Here is a 16,248-nt window from a genome sequence, read left to right as displayed (position 1 = left end):
GCCGGTTTGCGCCGCCGCCTTGGTGCTAGAGCCTATTCTGAATGTTGCCACGGCTGACAAAATATCTCTTGCCATGAATTAGTCGGAGTAATAAATACTCCGACTAAATCGGGCGAGGCAACCAGCCCGCCCACCAGGGAGGGTGTTTCATGGCAATCAGAACATTTGTATGCGCGTCCGCTTCGGTGCTGGCCCTCACCTTGGGCAGCGTTGCGCACGCGCAAGACGCCGCCCCCGCCGCAGCACCGACCACGCCCAGCGATGCACAGGCGGACAGCGATGTCGCCGGTGCCATCGTGGTCAGCGGCGTGCGTGCCTCGATCGTGGGTGCGGTCAACGTGCGCAAGCAGGCTACGCAGATCATCGATTCCATCGTCGCCGAAGACGTGGGCAAGCTGCCCGACAACAACGTGATCGAAGCCCTGCAGCGCGTGACCGGCATCCAGGTGACCGACCGCGCCAGCGGCGAAGCCGGCACCGTGACCATCCGCGGCCTGGCCGATCCGCTCACCACGCTCAACGGCCGCAACATCTTTACCGCCGCGGGCCAATCGTTCGCGCTCCAGGATATTTCGGCCAACCTCATCCGCCAGGTCGATGTCTACAAGACCCGCTCGGCCGACCAGATCGAGACGGGCCTGGCTGGCCAGATCGACGTGAAGACCCGGCGCCCGTTCGATTTCAAGGGCTTCACCATCTCGGGCCTGGTGCGCGGGATCTATGACGAGCAGGCCAACAGCTATAACCCCAACGTGGCGCTGCTGGTGTCGGATCGCTGGGAAACCGGGATCGGCGACGTGGGCATCCTGGTCAACGGGAGCTGGAGCCGCAGCAAGTACCGCACCATGTCGGTCACTGCCGGCGCGCTGGTGCCCTTTGCCACCGAAACGCCGCCCGCCGGCTCGGGCCTATCGCCGCTCGAACGCATTTTCCCGGGCGACGACAACGTGAACTGGACGCCGGGCCTCAATGCCGGCCTGCCAACGGCGCCCGGCTCCACGCTCAATATCAACGGCGTGGCCACGCCCTATTACCTGAGCCGCGACGCGGTGTTCAGCTCCGACCTCTATGGCAAGCGGGAGCGGCCCTCGGCCAATATCGCGCTGCAGTGGTCGCCCAACCCCAGCTCGACCTATACCGCCGAAGCGTTCTACGCCGGCTTCCGGGGCGAGACGTTCAACAGCCTGATGTTCAGCTTCGTCGATTGGTGGGGCAATCCCGGGCCGGTCTCGCTCTATGACGGCACCAACATCGTCAAGTCGCGCACGGTGGACGATGTCTATGGCTTCAACAGCGCCGATTTCACCACCAACCGCACCGACAGCTATGTCTATGCGTTGAACGGCAAGTGGGACCTGGGCAATCGCGGGGGCATCGTTGCCGATGTCGCCTATCAGACCAGCACGAATGAAACCACGTTCATCGCCATGCGCACCGATCGCGTGGCCAAGCAGATCACGGCCGATTTCAATGCCGGCGGCGGCGTCGCGTCCTATCACTTCAACGACGACGCGCTGCTGACCGACCCCACGCAGTGGAACGTCGCGCAGCTTTACGACAATGCCGGCAAGACCAGCGGCAATGCGATCACGCTGACGCTTGATGGGCATTACACCTGGGACAGCGGCTTCCTGCGCCAGATCAAAGTGGGGATGCGCTATGACGATCGCAAGGCCTCCAGCTACAGCCGCACCGCCAGCGCCAACGGCCTGGGCCGGAACCTGTCCACCCTGCCCAGCGAAGCGCTGTTTACCAACAGCAACTTCTTCGATGGCCGCGCCAGCGTGCCGACCAGCTGGACTCTGCCCAGCGGCTGGTGGCTGAACGACAACGCCGATACCGTGCGCGGTCTCTATGGCATGCCCACGTCAGACAAGCTCTCGCTCGACCATGTGTTCGACATCGACGAGCGCACCATGGCGGCCTATGTCCAGGCCGACGGCCAGATCGACTTGTTCGGCCGGCCGCTGCGCCTGGAAGCGGGCGTACGCTTTGTCACGGTGGACACGGACACGGTGTTCATGGCCACGTTCGGCGCCAACAAGGGCCTGCCGGTGCGTGGTTCGGTGGGGGCGGAACGCTTCCTGCCCTCGTTCACTGCGCGCTTTGACGTGACCGACAAGCTGCGCCTGCGCTTCAACTATGGCGAAACGCTGCGCCGCCCGAACTTTTCCGATCTCAACCCCAACCCCACCCTCACCGGCGATCTCACCAACGTGGGCTATGGCAGCGGCGTTGCCGGCAATGCGGCCCTGCGCCCGACCCATTCGCGCAATTTCGACGCGGCGGTCGAATGGTACTTCGACCGCGACAGCGCGATCTACGTCACCGGTTTCCGCCGCGAAATCGATGGCCTCGTCGTGCCGCTTTCGGCGCTGGAATACATTCCCAACAACGGCATCACCGCCGGCGCGACCGACCATTTCGTGATCAGCCGCCCGGTCAATGCCTCGGACGGCGTGCTCAAGGGCGTGGAAGTGGGCCTGACCTGGTTCCCGCATTTCCTGCCGGGTCCGCTCAACGGCCTGGGCCTGACCGGCAGCGCCACCGTGCTCGATTCCAAGCAGAACATTCCCGAAAGCGACGCGGCCGGCAATATCACGCAAACGCAGTCGCAGTTCTTCAACGTCTCGAAGTTCTCGTACAATGCCACGCTGGCTTACGACAAGGGTCCGATCTCGGCCCGCCTGTCTTACATCTGGCGCCAGGCCTTCCTGCACAACAACGAAGCGCGGCTGTTCGCCAACCCCATCGGTGTGTGGTTCCGCCCGGAAAAGAGCCTGGATTTCCAGCTGACACTCAACGTCAACAACCGCATCGGCATCACGTTCGATGCCGTCAACCTGACCAGCGAGATGCAGCAGAACTACTACAAGTACGGCAACGCCGGGAACCAGGACCAGTTCAACCTGGGCTCCACCTTGCGTCCGCGCACGTTTGCCCTGGGCGCGCGCTTCAAGTTCGATTGATCCCTCCGGCGGCGCCGTTCCTCCCGGCGTCGCCAACTCTCTCACGCTGGCATGGGGCCGCTGTCCCGGCCCCATGCCGCACTCCAAGGCCAGTCCGGCTTGCCCCGGACTGGCCTTTTCGTGTCAGCCGATCAGATCTTGAAGCCAAAGCGCACGCCATAGGTGCGCGGCGGCTGGAACTGATAGGTGTTGGTGCGCGAGTTGAAGTTCTGCACACCGTTGGCCAGCACCACCTTGTCGCCCACGTTGCGCACGAAGGCCTGGATGTTCCAGGCGCCGCCGTCGGGCGCATATTGCAGCGAAAGGTTGCCCGTGACGTAGGGGCGCGACTGGGTGTCGTAGGTGTTGAACACCGAATAGTAGAACGACGAGCTGTACTTGGCATCCGCGCGCGGGGTCAGCGTGCCGCCAAAGGCCGGGATCGCATATTCGATGCCGCCCGATGCGGAAAGCTTGGGCGCGTTGGGGAGCTGGTTGCCACCGATGTTCTGCGCCGTGCCGCCACCATCGTTGACGGTGATGTTGTCGCCAAAGCGGGTGTGCAGCCAGGCCGCGTTGAAATCGATCCGCCCGCCTGCACCGAACAGGGCCACGGCCTGCAATTCGGCGCCATAGATCTTGGCCGAACCGACGTTGAACGTCCCGGCCGCGCCGTTGAGCGAGTCCGCGGTCTGCGAGGCCTGGTAGCCGCGATAGTTGAAGTAGAACGCGGCCGCGTTGAGTTGCAGGCGGTTGCCCATGAAGCGGTTCTTGGTGCCCACTTCGAACGCGTCGAGCGTTTCGGGGCCATAGGGGATCGATGCGGCCGAACCGTTGGAGTTGAACCCGCCCGACTTGTAGCCGCGATCGTATTTGGCATAGACCAGCGAGTTGGTGGCCGGGGTGTAGTCCAGGCCCACGTGCCAGGTCGGCTGCGACTTGGTCATGCGGCCCGCGCCATCGGTGTACCCGGTGGTGAAGGGGAACACGAAGCCCCATTCGGGGAACGCCAGCGCCGGATAGTTGAGCGCCGCTCCGCCAGTGCGCACCTTTTCGTCGCGGGTATAGCGGCCGCCCACCGTCAGCTTCCACTGGTCGTTCAGCTTGTAGGCCACCTGGCCGAACACAGCGTCGGACTTGGTCTTGACGTGGTAGTTGAAGTGGATGCCGTACGTGTTCGAGAAATCGAGGAACGAGAGCGGGCCGCCGGTTGCGTAGTCACCGGTCATCGCTAGGTTGTAGATACCCGAATCGATCGTGTTGGTTTCCTGGAAGTGGAACAGGCCAACCTGGAAGAACAGCGGATTGTTCTGCCCGTTCGACAGACGCACTTCGTGGTTCCACGTCGTGGGCGATTCGTTCTGCAGGAAGTTGCGGATCGCCGGATAGGCCGGGCCCGTCGCATCAAGCTTGTGGTTCCAGGTCTGCTTGTCCCAGCCACCGGCGTAGGTCAGCGACAGGTCACCCAGGATATCGGACACGGTGCCTTCCCAGCGCACCCGGTCACCCTTCACGCGGTTGGACGTGGCGGCCTGGTTGGGGAAGCTCTTGGCATCGCCAAAGCTGGGCCGCGTGCCGAGCGGCGCGGAGACCAGCGCGACGTCACCCACGTTGTTGATATCGTCATGCTGGTAGGAAGCCCAGAGCTTGACGTTGGTGGTGGGCTTCCACTGCACCTGCACACGGCCCGACGAGGTGTTTTCATCGTCGCCGTCGATGTTGATGCCGGTGAGGTGGCGATAGCCGTCGTGCTGGCGATGGATGCCCGAGAAGCGCACGGCCAGGGTATCGGTCAGCGGCACGTTGCCACCCGCTTCCACGTTGAGCGCGCGGTAGTTGCCCACTTCGAACGAACCATAGGCGCCGGCCGTGTCGCTGGGCCGGTTGGTGATCAGCGAGATCAGGCCGCCGGTGGAATTGCGCCCGTTGAGCGTGCCTTGCGGGCCCTTGAGCACTTCGACGCGGGCGATGTCGTACATCGACGTGCCGATGGAGAACGAGCGGTTGGTGTAGAACCCGTCGCGGGCGATCGGCACCGAAGGATCGCCAATTTCGGTCACGTCGGTCGATGCAATGCCGCGCACGGCCACATAGGCTGCGCCGGTGCTGCTGGTGACGTTGACGCTGGGGTCCATGGTGGCCAGCGACTGGACGTTGCTGATGCCCTTCTGCGCCAGATCGGCGCCGGTGTAGACGGTCAGCGCAACGGCGGTCTTCTGGGCAGAACTTTCCGCGCGGTTGGCGGTCACCACGATTTCGGCAAGGCCACCCGCATTGGGTTCGGCCTGCGCGCCCTGCGCAGCGGCGGGCTGCGGCGTGGCGCCGTCCTGGGCATGGGCAACGGTGGCGATGGCGGGCATGCTCGCGCCGATCAACAGCGCCGCGATGAAGCGGTTCATCCGATTTTCCTCCCCAATCGTTGCAGCGAGAACACGACTCGCTGCTTTTGAATCAAAATGCTCGTTCTGATTATCGCGGCGAACCGGGCTGGTCAAGCCTATTTGGAATGCTCACTACAAACTGACACTTGTGCCCAGGCCGAGGGGCCTTTGCGGCCTGCCGAACGCGGCCGCTTGACAGCGCCGCGCCTTGCGGCAATACCGCAAACAATACGAACCATAATTCTATTTTTAGCAAACCATCTGCAGCAGGATATTCAACCTGCCGCGCTTGGGGGGAGAGCCATGATCGCAGCCATCGCCACATCGGGCGCACCAAGGGCCGGCAGCCGCGCTGCGGGCTCTGCGCGCGTGAGCGTCGGCGCTTTCATGGCGCCGCGGGCCTTGCCGCTCTTCCCATTCCTTTCGCATCCCCGGCGTGCACCCCGCGCCGGCCGCCTCTCCTGACGGAGCCATGAAAGCCATGTCCAAAATCCAGCGGGGCGTAAGCCTCTATTCCTTCCAGGAAGAGCTCTTCCTGGGTCGCATGTCGGTTGAAGACTGCGTTGCCTTTGCCAGTTCCATCGGGGCCAACGGCATCGAGATTCTGCCTGAGCAGAACATGCCCGAATTCCCCAACGTGACCGACGCCGATGTGGCGCGCTGGCAGGACATGCTTGCCCGGCACGGCGCGCATTTCACCTGCTATGACATGTTCCTCGACACCAAGCTGCGCAAGGACAGCCTGCTGAGCGATGACGAGCAGGTGGACAGCATCGTGCGAGATATCAAGCTGGCCAGCCGGCTGGGCATTCGCAACATGCGCGTGCTGGTCTTCGTGCGCCCCGATATCCTGGCCCGCTGCGTGCCGTTTGCCGAACAGTACGACGTGCACCTGGGCGTGGAAGTCCACGCGCCCTGGCACCTCGAACATGCCTGGATCCTGCGCACGATCGAAGAGGCCGATCGCCTGGGCACGCGCCATCTCGGCATCCTGCCCGACATGGGCATCTTCATGAAGCACTACCCGCCCGCCTTCCGCGCGCGGTTCGAACGCCAGGGCGCCCGGCCCGAAGTGGCGCAGTTCATCGTCGACCAGCACGAAGCCAAGATCATGTGCGAATACACGATCTATGAAGTGGCGGTGAAGATGGGCGGCAACAAGGCCGAAGTGGCCATGGCCGAAACCCTGCGCCATGCGCCGTTCGCCAATCCCAAGCGCATCGGCGACTATGCCCCCTATTTCCGCCACATCCAGGCCAAGTTCTATGAAATGAACGAGGACTGCACCGATCCTGCCATCGCCTATGACGAAGTGATTCCCGAACTGGTCAAGTGCGGTTGGGAAGGTACGCTTTCGAGCGAATACGAAGGCAATCGCTGGATCCAGGACGTGCACGAAGTGGACAGCCGCGAGCAGGTCCGGCGCCAGCATGTGATGTTCGAACGGCTGATCAGCCAGGCCGAAGCCAAGTATGGCGCCAAGGAGACCGTGTGATGTTCGACAAGTACCTGATCGACCCGGCCACCGTGCGCAACACCGGCCCGGCCGATGCCCCCACCGGCTTCGCCTTTGAAGCCAAGCTGGGTTATTACCGTGGCCTGACCCTTTCGATGATCGAAGAACTCGCCGTCACGCTCGACGGTACCGAACTGCCGCGCGATGCCTTGCAGTTCGATGAAGGCGCGGGGCCGATCGCGCTCGATGCCATGGAAACCGCCTATGACCGGCGCTGGGCGTTCGGCACGCCTGCCACGATCCTGGTCAGCCACCCCGGCGGACTGGGCACGGGCGAGCACAAGCTGGGCCTGCGCCAGAAGCTGCGGGTTTCGTACCTGCCCTTCCCCGCGTTCAACACCGACGAAAAGACCGTCAGCGCCGCCTGACCATGCGCGCGCCGGGGCCTGCGGCACCCCGGCGCGCCGGCATTGCCCGAACGACGAGACCGCGAACGGGAGAGCAAGCGTGAGCCATATTCTCAAGCCGGCGCTGGCCTTGGCGCTGGCGGTGTCTGGTGCCGCCGGGCCGATCATCGCTTGGGGGCGGCCCGCGCCCAACCCGCACCACGACAGCGGCCAGCACGCGCGCGAAACCGCGCGCAACCGCGCGATCATCACCGATTTCGCCCACCGCTTCTACACCCTGCGCCAGGTGCGATCGGCGTTCGAAACTTATGTCGCGCCCGATTACATCCAGCACAATCCCGGCCTTGCCGATGGACGAGATGCAGCGATCACCATGCTGGCCCCGATGTTTGCCGATCGCGGCCACAGCTTTGCCATTCGGCACATTGTGGTGGACGGCGATCTGGCCGCGGTGCACATCTTCGTCAAACCAGATCCGGCAGCGCGCGGCGCGGCCGTGGCCGATTTCTATCGCCTCAAAGACGGCAAGATCGTGGAGCATTGGGACGTGATACAGCCGATTCCCGAGCAGTCCGCCAACACGCACCCGATGTTCTGACCCGATCGAAAGCCCGCGCCATGTCCAGCCAAGCCACCTCGCTCCTGCCGGCGTCGGCCGTCATCGATCGCCGCCAGTTCCTGGCCGCAGCGCTGGTGACCGGGGCCGTTTCCGCCCTTGCCGGTCCGCTTGAAGCCGCGCCGGCCCCCGATGCCGCGCTCGATGCCCTGGTGGCGAGCATGACGGTGGCCGAAAAGGCCGGGCAGCTGCACATGGAAGCCGCGCTGTCCTATCGCCAGGCCGAGCCGGCGGTGGCGCAGTTCAACCCCTTTGTGCCGCCCGTTACGCCGCAACAGGCACGTGCGCAATTTGCCGAGCAACTGGCGCGCATCCGCGCAGGCGGCGTGGGCTGGATCATGACGCCGATGGACGTTGAATCCATGATCCTGGGGCAGAAGGCGGCCGTGCAGCAATCGCGGCTGAAAATCCCCGTGCTGTTTGCAGCCGACATCATCCATTCCGATCGCACCGTGTTCCCGGTGCCCCTGGCCGAAGCGGCGAGTTTCGACCCCGAACTGGCGCGCCGCACTGCGCGGGCCTGCGCGGTGGAAGCATCGGCGCGCGGGCTGGATGCGGCCTTTGCCCCGATGGTGGACGTGGGCCGCGACCAGCGCTGGGGCCGCGTGGTCGAAGGCGCGGGCGAAGATGTGCTGTTGGCGCGCCTGTTTGCTGCGGCGCGCGTGGCCGGTTTCCAGGGCAAGCTGGGCGCGGCGGACAGCCTGCTTGCCTGCGTCAAGCACTTTGCCGCCTATGGCGCGGGGGAAAGCGGGCTGGATTACCAGGGCAACGCCCTGTCGGAACGGGTGCTGCACGAAGTGTACCTGCCGCCTTTCCAGGCCGCATTCGACGCCGGCGCGCTGCTCGTCATGGCCGCGTTCAACACTGTCGATGGCGTCCCGGCCACGGGCAACCGCCACCTGTTGACCGAAATCCTGCGCGACCAGATGGGCTTTGGCGGCGCGGTCATTTCCGATTTCCGCAGCGAAGAGGAACTGATCGCCCACGGCCAGGCCGAAGACGGCGCGGACGCGGTGCGCCTGGCGCTCAATGCCGGGTGCGACGTGGGCATGGTCAGCGGCCTGTTTCCGCTGCACATTCCCGCCCTGGTGGCACAAGGCGCGATTTCCCTGGCCACGCTCGATCGCGCGGTGGGCCGCGTGCTGCGGGTCAAGCAGGTGGCCGGCCTGTTTGCCGATCCGTTCCGCCGGCTGGATCCTGCGCGCAGCCGGCGCCCGGCCCCGCCGGCGCACCGCGAACTGGCGCGCGAGGCGGCGATCAAGTCCATCGTCCTGTTGCGCAACGAAGGCGGTCTCCTGCCGCTCCGTGCCGGCCAGCGCATTGCCCTGGTCGGCCCGTTCGGACCTGATGTGGACAATTGCCACGGCCCATGGTCCACGTTCACGCCCGACGCCCCGCCGGTTTCGCTCGAACAAGGCCTGCGCGCGGCCCTGCCCGATCCCGCCCTGCTGACCGTGGTGCCCGGTTGCGCGATCGACGCCGCCCTGCCCGGCGGGATCGAAGCGGCACGCGCCGCCGCGCAGAATGCCGACGTGGTCATCCTCGCCCTGGGCGAAAGCCAGCGCATGTCGGGCGAAAGTTCCTCGCGCGTGGATATCGTCATTCCGCCCGCGCAGCAGACGCTGGCCGAAGCGATGGCCGCCACGGGCAAGCCGCTCGTCGTCGTGCTGCGCCATGGCCGGGCCCTCGCGCTCAAGGGTGCCGTGCGAGAGGCGCCCGCTTTGCTGGCGGGATGGTTCCTGGGCACGGAAACCGGCCATGCCCTGGCGGCGGTGCTGCTGGGCAAAGTCAGCCCATCGGGGCGCTTGCCGGTCACGTTTCCCCAGGCCACCGGGCAGGAGCCCTATTACTATGCGCGCGAACGTTCGGGACGCCCGGCCTCGGGCGCGCCTGATGAACTGTTCAAATCGCACTTCATCGGGCTGTCCGATGCGCCGCTCTACCCGTTCGGCCACGGGCTGACGTATGGTGATGTGCGCTATGGCCCGGTGCAGGCAGCGCGCGCTGGCGAAGGCGTGGTGGTGTCAGCAAGCGTGACCAACGCCGGCAGCCGCGCGGTGGAAGAAGTCGCGCAGTGCTATCTCCACGACGTGGCCAGCGAAGTGGTGCAACCGGTGCAGAAGCTGGTCGCGTTCGAAAAGTTGGCGCTGGCCCCGGGGGAAACCCGCACGGTGCGGTTTGCCATCACGCCGGCCATGCTCGCCCATCTCGACCAGGCCTGCCGCGTGGTGGCGGGCAGCGGCGCGTTCGATTTCTGGATCGCGCCGGCGGCCCGCACCGGCACCCCGGCGCGCATCGACGTGAGGCGGCCGGCCTGATCAGGCCGATGGCATCATCAGGAACGCGGCGAGCATGCGGCCCAGGTCCTGCTTGAGCACGTCCCAGCGGCCTTCCCACGCCGCTTCCTTGGCTGAGCCAAAACCAAGGTAGCGCGCGATCGCGGCGTAGAGCACGCGAAAGCAGGAATCGACCGCGCGCTCGGGATCGTCCTGGCGGATTTCGGCCCGATGGGCGAGCAACGCGCTGCGCACCGCCGCCGCCGTGCTGGCATAGGATGCCTTGCCGGTTTGCGCCACGATCGGATCGTGGGTTGCCCGCTGCATCAGCGGGCGCAGCAGGGGGGCGTGTTCGCGCAGCGTTTCGGCCACCGCTTCGACCAGCAGGGGCACGATCGCCACCAGGCTTCCTGCCGCTTCGCGCGCGGCAACCACTTGGGTGAGCATTCGCGTGTCCACGCGGTCGAGCACGCGCAACTGCACCGATTGCACCAGCGCGTCCTTGCTTTCGAACCGGCAATAGATCGAACCGATCGAAACCTGGCCCAGACGGCTCACCTCGCTCAGGGTGAAAGCCTCCCCGCCCTTGGTCACCAGGAGTTCCTCGGCCGCAACCAGCATGCGTTCGTAGGACGCCTTGCTGCGGCCCTGCCGGGGTACCCGCACCGATGGTGCCAAATGTGCTTCTTCCAAGTGCCGATCCTCTTGCTGGCCAAGCGCACAGCGCCGCCAACCCGCCCATCCCCACAGCCGGGAAACGCAGTGCAGCAGGGGGCAAAGCGAGAATCCGGCTGGACAAAATATAATTGCAGTTCTAATTCGAAATAGTACCGCAGCGCGATCCGGGGAGCAAGCTGGTTTCCCGACAATCAACGCGCCTGCCCGGACCTTTAGGGGAGAGAAAATGCGCTTTTCCGTGTTCCTGAACGCTCGCTCGATGAGCCCGGCCGAAGATGGCCAACTGATCACAGACCTCATCGGTCATGCCGAGAACGCCGCCGCGCAAGGTTTTGAAGCGGTGTTCATGCCCGACCACCACTTCAACGGCTACATGCCCGTGGCCAGCGACAGCTTCATCCTGGCCGGCTATCTTGCCGCGCGGCTGCCGCAGATGCACATCGGCTTTTCGGTGGTGTCGGTGCCGCTGCACCACCCCGTGCGTTTTACCGAGCGCGTCAACGTGCTGGATCACCTGACCAAGGGCAAGCTGCTGGTGGGCGTGGGTTCGGGCACCACGCCCGAGGAAATGATCGGCTTCAACGTCAACTACAAAGAAGCCGGCTCCCTGGCAGAGCGCAACCTGGCCCTTGCCGAAGAGCTGTGGGCCAAGCGCATGGACGATCCGGCCGTGACGATCGACAACGGGCCCTACCAGGGCCGCGTGCTCCAGCGCATCACGCCCGCGCCCTATGGCGAAAAGCATGCCCGCCTCATGCCGGTGGCGATGAAGGAAGCCAGCGCGCGCCGCGCCGCACAGCATGGCTGGCCCGCGTTCATCCCGGCCTTCACCCCGCCCAAGATCGGCGGCACCGAACCGTTCACCCATGTGAAAAAGTACTTCGACATCTACAAGGGCCTGCTGCTCGAAGCCGGGCACAGCGAGGCGACCGTGCGCGATGCGCTGTCGTGGACCACGCACACCTACCAGTTGGTGCACGTGGCCGAAACCGACGAGCAGGCGCGCGATGAAATGATGACGATCCTGCGCGCCTATCAGGATGCGATCGAGCGCGAGGCCGAATTCAACGCGCGCGCCGAAAGCGACGAAGCCAACACCAAGACCGATCGCACCCCCAACGCGCTCACCGAAGACTGGATCGGCACCTGGTGCCTTTACGGCTCGCCCGAAACGGTGATCGAGCATCTCAAGCCCTACGCCGAACTCGGCATCGGCAACGTCCTGTGCGGCACCACTACCGGCCCGCTGACCGAGGAACGGCTGCGCCTGGGCAACCAGACGCTGGACCTCATGGGTCGCAAGGTCTTGCCCGCGCTGAAGGGGGCTTGAACACCATGAAGATCGTGGGGATCGGCGGAACCCTGCGCGATGGTTCCAGCACCGAACGCCTGGTGGCGGCGGTGCTGGCCAGTTGCGAAAGCATGGGCGCCCAGACGCAGATGTTCGGCGGCAGCGCCTTGAAGGCCTTGCCCCATTTCAACCCGGAAAGCCCGGAACGGACCGACGGCGAACGCGCCCTGGTCGAAGCCGTGCGCCAGGCCGACGCCGTGGTGATCGGTTCGCCCGGCTACCATGGCGGGGTTTCGGGCCTGGTCAAGAACGCGATCGACCTGCTGGAAGACCTGGCCAAGGACGCGCGCCCCTATTTCGACGGGCGCCCGGTGGGCCTGGTCGTGAGCGCGGCCGGCTGGCAGGCCACCGGGGTCACCCTGGCGGCGCTGCGCGGCATCACCCATGCCATGCGCGGCTGGCCAACGCCGCTGGGCATTGCCGTCAACACCGTGGCGCAAAAGCCGTTCGGCCCCGACGGCACGATCGCCGATGCCGAGATTGCCGGCGCGGTGGCCGCCCAGGCGCGCCAGATCATGCAATTTGCAGGAGTGGCGGCATGACCCTGTCCCTGACCGACGCTGCCCGCCTCACCGCCGGAGCCACGATGTGGACCACGGGCGCCGTTCCCGAACGTGGCGCGCGCAGCGTGATGATGGCCGATGGCCCGATGGGCGTGGCCAGCGGGCGCGTGGACGAACGCGACGTTTCGGTGCTTACGCCCGCCCCAGTGGCGCAAGGGGCGAGCTGGGATCTCGATCTCGTCGCGCAAATGGGCGCGCTGGTGGGCAATGACGCGATTGCCATGGGCGTGGATGCCTTGCTGGCACCCAATGTCAACCTGGCGCGCAGCCCGCTGGCCGGCCGCGCCTTCGAATACTATTCCGAAGACCCGCTGCTGACCGGGCTGTGCGGTGCGGCCTGGGTGCGCGGCATCCAGTCCACCGGCACGGGGGCAGTCGCCAAGCATTTCGTGTGCAACGACAGTGAAACCCAGCGCGACACCATTAACGCCGTGGTGGACGATGCCACGCTGCGCCAGGTCTACCTGCTGCCGTTCGAAATGGCCTGCGCCGCCGGCTGCGGCGGGATCATGACCGCCTACAACCGCGTCAACGGCGATTGGTGCGCGCAAGGCCCAGGGCCGCTGGCCATCGTGCGCAACGAATGGGCCTATGGCGGCGTGCTGATGAGCGATTTCTTCGCCACCCACTCCACCGCGCCCACGCTCAATGCCGGGCTCGACCTGGAAATGCCCGGGCCGGCACGGTTCCTGGGCGCCAAGGCAGAAGACGCCGTGGCGCAAGGTGCCGTCAGCGCCGAGCGGGTGCAGGATGCAGCCGAGCGTGTCGTGCGCTTCAATCAGCGCTTTGGCGGGGCCAAGACCCCGGCGACGCTCGACGCAGAGGAACTGCTCACGGCAGGAGCCGCCGCAGGCTTCGTGCTGCTGCGCAACGATGGGCTGCTCCCGCTTGCCCCCACGATTCGCACCCTGGCAGTGATCGGCCCCAATGCCACGGCGCCCTGCTATCAGGGCGGCACGTTTGCCCGCATCGCCGTCACGCCTGATGCGCTCACCCCGCTCCAGGCGATCGAGGCAACGCTGGGCCAGTCCATGGCGATCGTCCATGAACCTGGCGTCGATCCGCAGCCGCGCCTGCCATCCATGCCGGTCACCCCGGCGATGGACCTGGGCGATGGCTATACCACCGGCCTGACGGTGGAATATTTCGCCGGGCACGACCTGACAGCCACGCCCCTCTCGCGCGAGACGCGGGCGACCAATTCGCTGGTATGGTTCCACGGCGTGCACGATCAGGGCCGCTTCAACGAAGCCGGCGCAGTGCGCGCCAGCGGCTGGTTCACGGCCCAGGCCGATGGACCGCATCGCTTCTATGCCGGGGCCACGGGGCCTGTCGTGCTCAAGGTGGACGGAGTTGACGTGGTGGACCGCGCGATCCAGCCCCCCGCTTCCGACATCATGGGTGTGCTCAAGGCTGGCGATGCCGATGACGGCGTGGTGACCCTGGCCGCCGGGCAGCGCGTGCTGGTGGAATTGGAACTCCGCTATGCGCCGGCCCGCGTGCAAGGCCTGTGGTATGGCGTGCGCGCACCCGATACGCCCGACGCCATGCTCGCCCGGGCGGTTGACGCCGCGCGCCAGGCCGATGCCGTGGTGCTGATGCTGGGTGAAACCGCCGATGCCAGCGTGGAAAGCAAGGACCGCGCCGATACCCGGCTCGATCCTGCGCAGTTGCGCCTCGCCGAAGCCGTGCGCGCTGCCAATCCGCGCACGGCAGTGGTGGTCAACGTTGGCCACGCCTTCGATGCCAGCTTTGCCGCCGATGACGCCGCGCTGCTGGTGGCGTGGTATCCGGGCCAGAACTTTGGCAAGGCCCTGGCCGATGTCTTGGCCGGTACGCGCGAACCAGGCGGCCGCCTGCCGATGACGTTGGCCGCGGCAGAGGCGGATTATCCCGCGCTGAACCTCACCCCCGATGCCGATGGCAACCTGGCATACGATGATGGCGTCCTCGTGGGCTATCGCGGCCTCAAGGCACAGGGCAAGGCGGCCCTGTTCCCGCTGGGTGCCGGCCAGGGCTACACCCGCTTCACGCTGGATGACGCCCGCATCGTGGATGGCCAGGTGCTGGTCAAGGTAACCAACACCGGCAGCCGCCCCGGCAGCGAAGTGATCCAGGCCTATCTCGCGCACAGCCCGTTCGCGCTGGTCGGCTTTGCCAAGCTGCACCTCGAACCGGGTGAAACGGCCACGGCGACGATCACCCCCAGCCCCTACATCCTGCGTGCGGTGCCCGGTAGCGAGCCCGTGTCGCTGGTGGTGGGCCGCGATGCGCAGGACGCAGCCTTTGCGCTGACCCTGCCCCGCTAGGACATCGTAGCCAGCAGCGTGGCGCATGGCCCGGAAGCCCAACAGGGTTTCCGGGCCTTTTGCTGTGCCCTGGAAACAAGACCTGCCGGGCACAAGAAAAAGGCCCCAACCGGTTTCCCGGTGGGGCCTTCTGGCAATCCTTGCGGAAAGCTTGCTTAGTGGGTGAGCCCGGCAATCGCGCTGTCAACCAGCACCTTGTCGGCATCGGCGCCGTGACGGGCGGCGATAATCTGGCCGGCGGCAGCGGCAGCGGCCGCAGCGGCCGTGGCGCGCAGATCGTCAACCGCGGCGCGCTCGGCCGCGGCGATCTTGTCCGACGCCATCTTTTCGCGACGGGCGATGATATCGCGCGTGTCGGCTTCGGCCTTGGCCACGATCGCGCTGGATTCGGTGCGAGCGTGATCGAGCATGGCGGCCGCATCCTTTTCCGCATTGGCAATGCGGGAAAGGTATTCGGCGCGAAGGGCTTCAGCTTCGGCGCGCAGCGCCTTGGCATCGGCCAACTCGCGGCGGATCGCGGCGATCTGCCCGTCAAGGCCCTTGGTGATCGTGCCGGGCACCTTCTTCCACACCAGGATCAGCAGGAAGACAAACATGGCAGCGGCGACGATCGCGCCGGCGCCGATGCCGTTGATGGTGGGTTCGGCCGCTTCATGGCCAGCAGCGTGCTGTTCGACCGTTGCCGTCGTTGCGCTGACATTAGCCATGGGCGAGCACTCCCTGCACGGCGCCGCGCGCGTCTTCGGCCGAAACCGAAAGCCCCGCGAGGCGGCTGACGATATCCTGCGCAGCCTGCGCGGCCACGTCTTGCACTTCCCCCTGCGCGGCAGCGCGGGCGGCGGCAATGCGCGCCTCGGCGGCGGCAGTGGTTTCCTCGATCCGCGCGGCGGCGGCTTCGAGTGCGGCCTGCGTGTTGCGGGCAGCGTCGGCCTTGGCGGCGGCGATCAGGGCATGGGCCTGGGCGCGTTGCTTGCCTTCGGCAATGCGCCAGGCCTGTTCTTCGGCGTCGGCGGCGGCCCGGGCAGCTTCAGCCGCACCAAGGTCGTCGGCGATCTGCTTGTTGCGCTGGTCGATGGTCGACACCACGCCCGGGAGCAAGCCCCGGCCGATGACGAAGAAGACCAGGCCAAAGCACACCAGCAGCCAGAACACCTGGCTGGCATAGGTATCGGCGAGTTGGGCTATCTGGGGCATCGCGTTGGTCCGCGCTTCCTGTCTATCGTTCTGGCCGGCCGGGGATCACCCCGGCCGGATGTCAATCAA

General features: G+C 66.0%; 12 protein-coding genes. 8 read left to right on the top strand and 4 right to left on the bottom strand.

Annotation, left to right across the window (positions count from 1 at the left end):
* Nucleotides 1-149 precede the first annotated feature (149 nt).
* A complete protein-coding gene (locus tag FHT19_RS03560) occupies nucleotides 150-2,969 on the top strand; it encodes a TonB-dependent receptor (RefSeq protein WP_169473969.1) in 2,820 nt (939 codons plus the stop codon).
* A gap of 131 nt (nucleotides 2,970-3,100) precedes the next feature.
* Here the strand turns inward: FHT19_RS03560 and FHT19_RS03555 are convergent, their stop codons facing one another.
* Nucleotides 3,101-5,347: a TonB-dependent receptor gene (locus FHT19_RS03555; RefSeq protein ID WP_169473968.1), complete on the bottom strand. Its 2,247-nt coding sequence runs from the start codon at nucleotides 5,345-5,347 to the stop codon at nucleotides 3,101-3,103.
* Between the two features lie 463 nt (nucleotides 5,348-5,810).
* On the opposite strand from FHT19_RS03555, the gene FHT19_RS03550 reads away from it, so the two are divergent.
* From FHT19_RS03550 to FHT19_RS03535, 4 genes are all read left to right on the top strand, one after another.
* Entirely contained in the window at nucleotides 5,811-6,824 is a 1,014-nt protein-coding gene (locus tag FHT19_RS03550) for a TIM barrel protein (RefSeq protein ID WP_169473967.1), read from the top strand.
* Nucleotides 6,824-7,213: a DUF6379 domain-containing protein gene (locus FHT19_RS03545; protein WP_169473966.1), complete on the top strand. Its 390-nt coding sequence runs from the start codon at nucleotides 6,824-6,826 to the stop codon at nucleotides 7,211-7,213. The genes FHT19_RS03550 and FHT19_RS03545 overlap by 1 nt, the downstream gene beginning before the upstream one ends.
* A 79-nt stretch (nucleotides 7,214-7,292) precedes the next feature.
* Complete coding sequence (locus tag FHT19_RS03540; RefSeq protein ID WP_248290256.1) at nucleotides 7,293-7,790, top strand: nuclear transport factor 2 family protein; 498 nt, start codon at nucleotides 7,293-7,295, stop codon at nucleotides 7,788-7,790.
* A 20-nt stretch (nucleotides 7,791-7,810) separates the two neighbouring features.
* Nucleotides 7,811-10,126 carry a glycoside hydrolase family 3 N-terminal domain-containing protein gene (locus FHT19_RS03535; protein WP_169473965.1) on the top strand — a complete coding sequence of 772 codons (2,316 nt, stop codon included), beginning with the start codon at nucleotides 7,811-7,813 and terminating at the stop codon, nucleotides 10,124-10,126.
* On the opposite strand, the gene FHT19_RS03530 is transcribed toward FHT19_RS03535, so the two are convergent.
* A complete protein-coding gene (locus FHT19_RS03530; protein ID WP_169473964.1) occupies nucleotides 10,127-10,777 on the bottom strand; it encodes a TetR/AcrR family transcriptional regulator in 651 nt (216 codons plus the stop codon).
* Between the two features lie 211 nt (nucleotides 10,778-10,988).
* On the opposite strand from FHT19_RS03530, the gene FHT19_RS03525 reads away from it, so the two are divergent.
* The 3 genes from FHT19_RS03525 to FHT19_RS03515 are packed head-to-tail and all read left to right on the top strand — an operon-like array spanning nucleotide 10,989 to nucleotide 14,985.
* Nucleotides 10,989-12,092 carry an LLM class flavin-dependent oxidoreductase gene (locus FHT19_RS03525; protein WP_169473963.1) on the top strand — a complete coding sequence of 368 codons (1,104 nt, stop codon included), beginning with the start codon at nucleotides 10,989-10,991 and terminating at the stop codon, nucleotides 12,090-12,092.
* 5 nt (nucleotides 12,093-12,097) lie between these two features.
* Entirely contained in the window at nucleotides 12,098-12,655 is a 558-nt protein-coding gene (locus tag FHT19_RS03520) for an NADPH-dependent FMN reductase (protein ID WP_169474907.1), read from the top strand.
* Nucleotides 12,652-14,985 (top strand): glycoside hydrolase family 3 C-terminal domain-containing protein, encoded by a 2,334-nt coding sequence (locus FHT19_RS03515; RefSeq protein ID WP_169473962.1) that lies wholly within the window; start codon nucleotides 12,652-12,654, stop codon nucleotides 14,983-14,985. The genes FHT19_RS03520 and FHT19_RS03515 overlap by 4 nt, the downstream gene beginning before the upstream one ends.
* Before the next feature lie 155 nt (nucleotides 14,986-15,140).
* Here the strand turns inward: FHT19_RS03515 and FHT19_RS03510 are convergent, their stop codons facing one another.
* Both FHT19_RS03510 and FHT19_RS03505 read right to left on the bottom strand, forming a co-directional pair.
* Nucleotides 15,141-15,692: a hypothetical protein gene (locus FHT19_RS03510; protein ID WP_168554388.1), complete on the bottom strand. Its 552-nt coding sequence runs from the start codon at nucleotides 15,690-15,692 to the stop codon at nucleotides 15,141-15,143.
* Nucleotides 15,685-16,179 (bottom strand): ATPase, encoded by a 495-nt coding sequence (locus FHT19_RS03505; RefSeq protein WP_168554387.1) that lies wholly within the window; start codon nucleotides 16,177-16,179, stop codon nucleotides 15,685-15,687. Before FHT19_RS03505 ends, FHT19_RS03510 begins: the two co-directional genes overlap by 8 nt.
* Nucleotides 16,180-16,248 lie beyond the last annotated feature (69 nt).

The sequence above is a fragment of the Novosphingobium sp. SG919 genome, assembly GCF_012932495.1.
GTDB classification, from domain to species: Bacteria; Pseudomonadota; Alphaproteobacteria; order Sphingomonadales; family Sphingomonadaceae; genus Novosphingobium; species Novosphingobium rhizosphaerae.
Note: the sequence above shows the minus strand (reverse complement) of the source record. Positions and strands in the feature narration are given on the sequence as shown.

Excerpts from the sequence above, each read along its gene's own strand:
- FHT19_RS03525 (WP_169473963.1), top strand. The coding sequence starts at position 10,989 with ATGCGCTTTTCCGTGTTCCTGAACGCTCGCTCGATGAGCCCGGCCGAA.
- FHT19_RS03555 (WP_169473968.1), bottom strand. The coding sequence starts at position 5,347 with ATGAACCGCTTCATCGCGGCGCTGTTGATCGGCGCGAGCATGCCCGCC.
- FHT19_RS03510 (WP_168554388.1), bottom strand. The coding sequence starts at position 15,692 with ATGGCTAATGTCAGCGCAACGACGGCAACGGTCGAACAGCACGCTGCT.
- FHT19_RS03520 (WP_169474907.1), top strand. The coding sequence starts at position 12,098 with ATGAAGATCGTGGGGATCGGCGGAACCCTGCGCGATGGTTCCAGCACC.
- FHT19_RS03560 (WP_169473969.1), top strand. The coding sequence starts at position 150 with ATGGCAATCAGAACATTTGTATGCGCGTCCGCTTCGGTGCTGGCCCTC.
- FHT19_RS03535 (WP_169473965.1), top strand. The coding sequence starts at position 7,811 with ATGTCCAGCCAAGCCACCTCGCTCCTGCCGGCGTCGGCCGTCATCGAT.
- FHT19_RS03550 (WP_169473967.1), top strand. The coding sequence starts at position 5,811 with ATGTCCAAAATCCAGCGGGGCGTAAGCCTCTATTCCTTCCAGGAAGAG.
- FHT19_RS03515 (WP_169473962.1), top strand. The coding sequence starts at position 12,652 with ATGACCCTGTCCCTGACCGACGCTGCCCGCCTCACCGCCGGAGCCACG.
- FHT19_RS03505 (WP_168554387.1), bottom strand. The coding sequence starts at position 16,179 with ATGCCCCAGATAGCCCAACTCGCCGATACCTATGCCAGCCAGGTGTTC.
- FHT19_RS03545 (WP_169473966.1), top strand. The coding sequence starts at position 6,824 with ATGTTCGACAAGTACCTGATCGACCCGGCCACCGTGCGCAACACCGGC.